The sequence below is a fragment of the Pseudomonas sp. NPDC090203 genome, from assembly GCF_044746765.1.
GTDB classification, from domain to species: Bacteria; Pseudomonadota; Gammaproteobacteria; order Pseudomonadales; family Pseudomonadaceae; genus Aquipseudomonas; species Aquipseudomonas putida_AD.
Genome location: NZ_JBIVCV010000021.1, coordinates 93,149 through 97,408 on the forward strand (window position 1 = coordinate 93,149; position 4,260 = coordinate 97,408).

Annotated in this window: 3 protein-coding genes and 1 pseudogene (1 of these 4 running past the window's edge); all 4 read right to left on the reverse strand. The window is 60.5% G+C overall.

What is annotated here, in order from left to right:
• A pseudogene (locus tag ACIPO9_RS26780) lies at positions 1-131 on the reverse strand (30S ribosomal protein S15); it reaches 130 nt to the left of the window's first position.
• A 77-nt stretch (positions 132-208) separates the two neighbouring features.
• Positions 209-1,126 (reverse strand): tRNA pseudouridine(55) synthase TruB, encoded by a 918-nt coding sequence (gene truB / locus ACIPO9_RS26785; protein WP_274135912.1) that lies wholly within the window; start codon positions 1,124-1,126, stop codon positions 209-211.
• A gap of 4 nt (positions 1,127-1,130) precedes the next feature.
• Positions 1,131-1,532 (reverse strand): 30S ribosome-binding factor RbfA, encoded by a 402-nt coding sequence (gene rbfA, locus ACIPO9_RS26790; protein ID WP_274135913.1) that lies wholly within the window; start codon positions 1,530-1,532, stop codon positions 1,131-1,133.
• 152 nt (positions 1,533-1,684) lie between these two features.
• On the reverse strand, positions 1,685-4,222 hold the full coding sequence (infB, locus tag ACIPO9_RS26795; RefSeq protein WP_400610989.1) for a translation initiation factor IF-2: 2,538 nt from the start codon (positions 4,220-4,222) through the stop codon (positions 1,685-1,687).
• Positions 4,223-4,260 lie beyond the last annotated feature (38 nt).

Sequence of the window (4,260 nt, forward strand, 5' to 3'; positions counted from 1 at the left end):
AACAGCTTGCTGGTAGTCAGCAACGATTTGAGCTTTTTCTTGAACGTCGAGAGCCATGAGGCAATCCTTTTATCAGGAAACTGTTTCAGGGAAACAGCTTCAACAGGCCAGGGACAAATCCCTGTATCTATAAAAGAGGAGTGACCATGCCTGTTAACAGCCACCCTCGTACCGCCGTGCCAGGACAACCCCGACCCGACGGGTTCGGTCACTCTGACCGAATCAGCCGACGCGGCGCAATACGCCCGTCTTCGCTCACTTCACCGATACCGATGAAGCGTCCTTCGTGATCCTGTACCCGTACCATGCCGAATTTCGGCGCATCCGGGACTCTTACCGGCTGCCCGTGCAACCAGTAGAACGAGCTGTGCTCGGAGAACTGCAGCAAGGGCCAGTCCTGCAAGCCGCTGTCCGATGGCATCAGGAAGCGGTCGACCGCCTCGTTGCCGCCTTCGGCATGCACCGCTTCAAGCTCTTCCAGCGTTACCGTCTGGGCAAGAGTGAAGGGGCCAGCCTGTGTGCGACGCAGTTCAGCGACATACGCACCGCAGCCCAGTTTCTCACCAATATCCTCCACCAGGGTACGAATATAGGTGCCTTTGCTGCAGTCGACGGCCAGACGCGCAGTCTCGCCTTCGCTCGCCAATAATTCCAGGCGCGCAATAGTAACAGAACGCGCCTCGCGCTCCACCACTTCCCCTGCGCGAGCCAACTTGTACAACGGCTGGCCATCACGCTTGAGGGCCGAGTACATCGGCGGTATCTGACTGATTTGCCCACGAAAATCGGGGAGCACAGCTTCGATATCGGCGCGACCAACGGTCACCGGACGAGTTTGTAACACTTCGCCCTCGGCGTCTGCCGTGGTGGTGGTCTTGCCCAGTTGCATCAGGGTTTCGTAACCCTTGTCCGAGTCGAGCAGGTACTGGGAGAACTTGGTCGCCTCGCCGAAGCACAGCGGCAGCACGCCGGTGGCCAGGGGGTCGAGGCTGCCGGTGTGGCCGGCCTTCTCCGCGTTGAGCAACCAGCGAACCTTCTGCAAGGCTGCGTTGGAGGTGAACCCCAGCGGTTTGTCGAGCAGGATGATGCCACTGACGTTACGGCGAATACGCTTGACCTGAGCCACGCCGTTATTCCTCCGAACCGTCTTGCCTGGCGGCAGGCTCGTGCTGGCCGTCTTCGGCGACCGCGCGCTCGATCAGCGCAGACAGGTGCGCACCACGGGCCACGCTTTCGTCATAGTGGAAATGCAACTGAGGCACGCTGCGCAGCTTCATTTCGCGGGCCAGTTGCATGCGCAGGAAACCTGCGGCGGAGTTCAGCACCTTGATCGACTGAGCGATTTCTTCGCTGCTGTCCTGACCCATGACGGTGATGAAGATCTTCGCGTGGCCCACGTCACGGCTGACGTCCACTGCGGTGATGGTGACCAGGCCCACGCGCGGGTCCTTGATCTCGCGACGGATCAGTTGCGCCAGTTCGCGCTGCATCTGATCGCCGATGCGTTGGGTACGGCTGTATTCTTTTGCCATGTCTTGTTACCTGTTACCGGACGGCGAAAGCCGTACAGTCTGAAAGCGGCAAACGCCCGGCCTGGCAGAAGCCGGACCGGGCGTTGCGTTGAGAGTCCATGGCGGCGGCGCACTTGCGTACGACTGCTGCCATGGCTCCTGAAGCTCGCGAGTTAGAGGCTGCGAGCAACCTGGACCTTCTCGAAGACTTCGATCTTGTCGCCGACCTTGACGTCGTTGTAGCTCTTGACGCCGATACCGCATTCCATGCCGTTACGCACTTCGGAAGCGTCATCCTTGAAGCGGCGCAGGGATTCCAGCTCGCCTTCGAAGATAACGATGTCTTCACGCAGTACGCGGATCGGACGGTTACGGTAAACGGTACCTTCGACAACCATGCAACCTGCGATCGCGCCGAATTTCGGCGAACGGAACACGTCGCGTACTTCGGCGATACCCAGGATGTTCTCCCGGACGTCGCTGCCAAGCATGCCGGTGAGGGCCTTCTTGACGTCTTCGATGATGTCGTAGATGACGTTGTAGTAACGCATGTCCAGGCCTTCCTGCTCGACGATCTTGCGAGCGCCAGCATCGGCACGCACGTTGAAGCCGAACAGTACAGCGTTGGAAGCCAGCGCCAGGTTGGCGTCGCTTTCGGTGATACCACCGACGCCGCCGCCCACTACACGCACTTGTACTTCGTCGTTGCCCAGGCCATTCAAAGCGCCTTGCAGGGCTTCCAGAGAACCACGGACGTCGGATTTGAGGACGATGTTGAGCGTCTTCTTCTCTTCCTGACCCATGTTCTCGAAGATGTTTTCCAGCTTGCCGGCGTGAGCACGGGCCAGCTTGACTTCGCGGAACTTGCCTTGACGGAACAGAGCCACTTCACGGGCTTTCTTCTCGTCGGCAACCACGCTCATCTCGTCGCCAGCATCTGGCGTACCGTCCAGGCCGAGGATCTCGACCGGAATGGCAGGACCTGCTTCCTTGATCGGCTTGCCGTTCTCGTCGAGCATGGCGCGAACGCGGCCATAGTTCGAACCGACCAGGACCATGTCGCCCTGACGCAGGGTACCGTCCTGAACCAGCACGGTAGCCACCGGGCCACGGCCCTTGTCCAGGCGGGACTCGACCACGACACCACGGCCAGGAGCCGATGGAGTGGCGGTCAGTTCCAGAACCTCGGCCTGCAGCAATACGGCTTCAAGCAGTTCGTCGACACCGGTACCCATCTTCGCGGAGACCGGGACGAATGGAGTGTCGCCACCCCACTCTTCGGACGTTACGCCGTGAACCGACAGTTCGCTGCGGATACGGTCCAGGTCAGCGCCCGGCTTGTCGATCTTGTTCACTGCAACTACCAGCGGAACACCGGCAGCAACAGCGTGCTGAACGGCTTCGATGGTTTGCGGCATCACGCCGTCGTCAGCTGCAACAACCAGGATCACGATGTCGGTGGCCTTGGCACCACGGGCACGCATTGCGGTAAACGCGGCGTGACCCGGGGTGTCGAGGAACGTCACCATGCCGCGATCGGTTTCAACGTGGTAAGCACCGATGTGCTGGGTGATGCCACCGGCTTCGCCAGCAGCTACCTTGGCACGACGGATGTAGTCCAGCAGCGAGGTCTTACCGTGGTCAACGTGGCCCATTACGGTCACGACCGGCGCACGGCCAACAGCTTCGCCTTCGAACTTCAGGGACTCGGCCAGGGAATCTTCCAGGGCGGTGTCGCTGACCAGGGTCACTTTGTGGCCCAGTTCTTCGGCGACCAGCTGGGCAGTTTCCTGATCCAGTACCTGGTTGATGGTGGCTGGAGTGCCCAGCTTGAACATGAACTTGATGATCTCGGCAGCCTTGACCGACATCTGTTGAGCGAGGTCGCCCACAGTGATGGTCTCGCCGATCTTCACTTCACGAATCACAGGACCGGTAGGGTTCTGGAAGCCGTGAGCGTTGCGTTTCTTCAGCTTGGCCTTGCCACGACCGCCGCGACGGAAGCCATCGCTTTCTTCGTCGGTGGTACGTGGAGCGACGCGCACAGCCGGAGCCTTTTCCTTGACGGTGGCACGGTGCGGCGCGTTCTTGCGCTCGCCGTCGCCATTGCCGCCACCGCGACGATTGCTATCGTCGGCACGTGGCTTGTCAGGGCGACGAGGCTCGTCACGCTTGCGGGCATCGGCTGCCGGAGCAGGCGCTGCAACAGGTGCTTGCTGAGCAGGCTCGGCGACAGCGCGCGGAGCCGGTTCAGGTTCTGCAGCAGCAACCGGTGCAGCCGCTTCAGGAGCAGGCGCAGGCTGACGGCGCGCTTCTTCTTCGGCGCGCAGACGGGCTTCTTCCTCGGCCTTCTGACGGGCGGCATTTTCTACCGCACGACGCTCGTCCTGCTCGCGTTTGCGCTCGGCTTCGATTTCTTCCGGGCTGCGCTGTACGAAAACTTTCTTCTTGCGTACTTCAACGCTGATGCTCTTGCTGCCAGCAACGCGCAATGTACTGGTGGTCTTGCGCTGCAAGGTAATCTTGCGCGGCTCTTCCACTTTAGCCTTGTGACTGCTCTTCAAGTGCGTCAACAGGGACTGCTTCTCGCTATCGCTCACACCTTCATCGGCGGCGGTGTGCGGCAGACCTGCCTCACGCATCTGCTGCAACAGGCGCTCAACCGGTGTTTTGACCTCATCGGCCAGTTGTTTCACCGTGACTTGCGTCATGCACTTCTCTCCTCCGGCCGCGCCTAATTACTCGAACC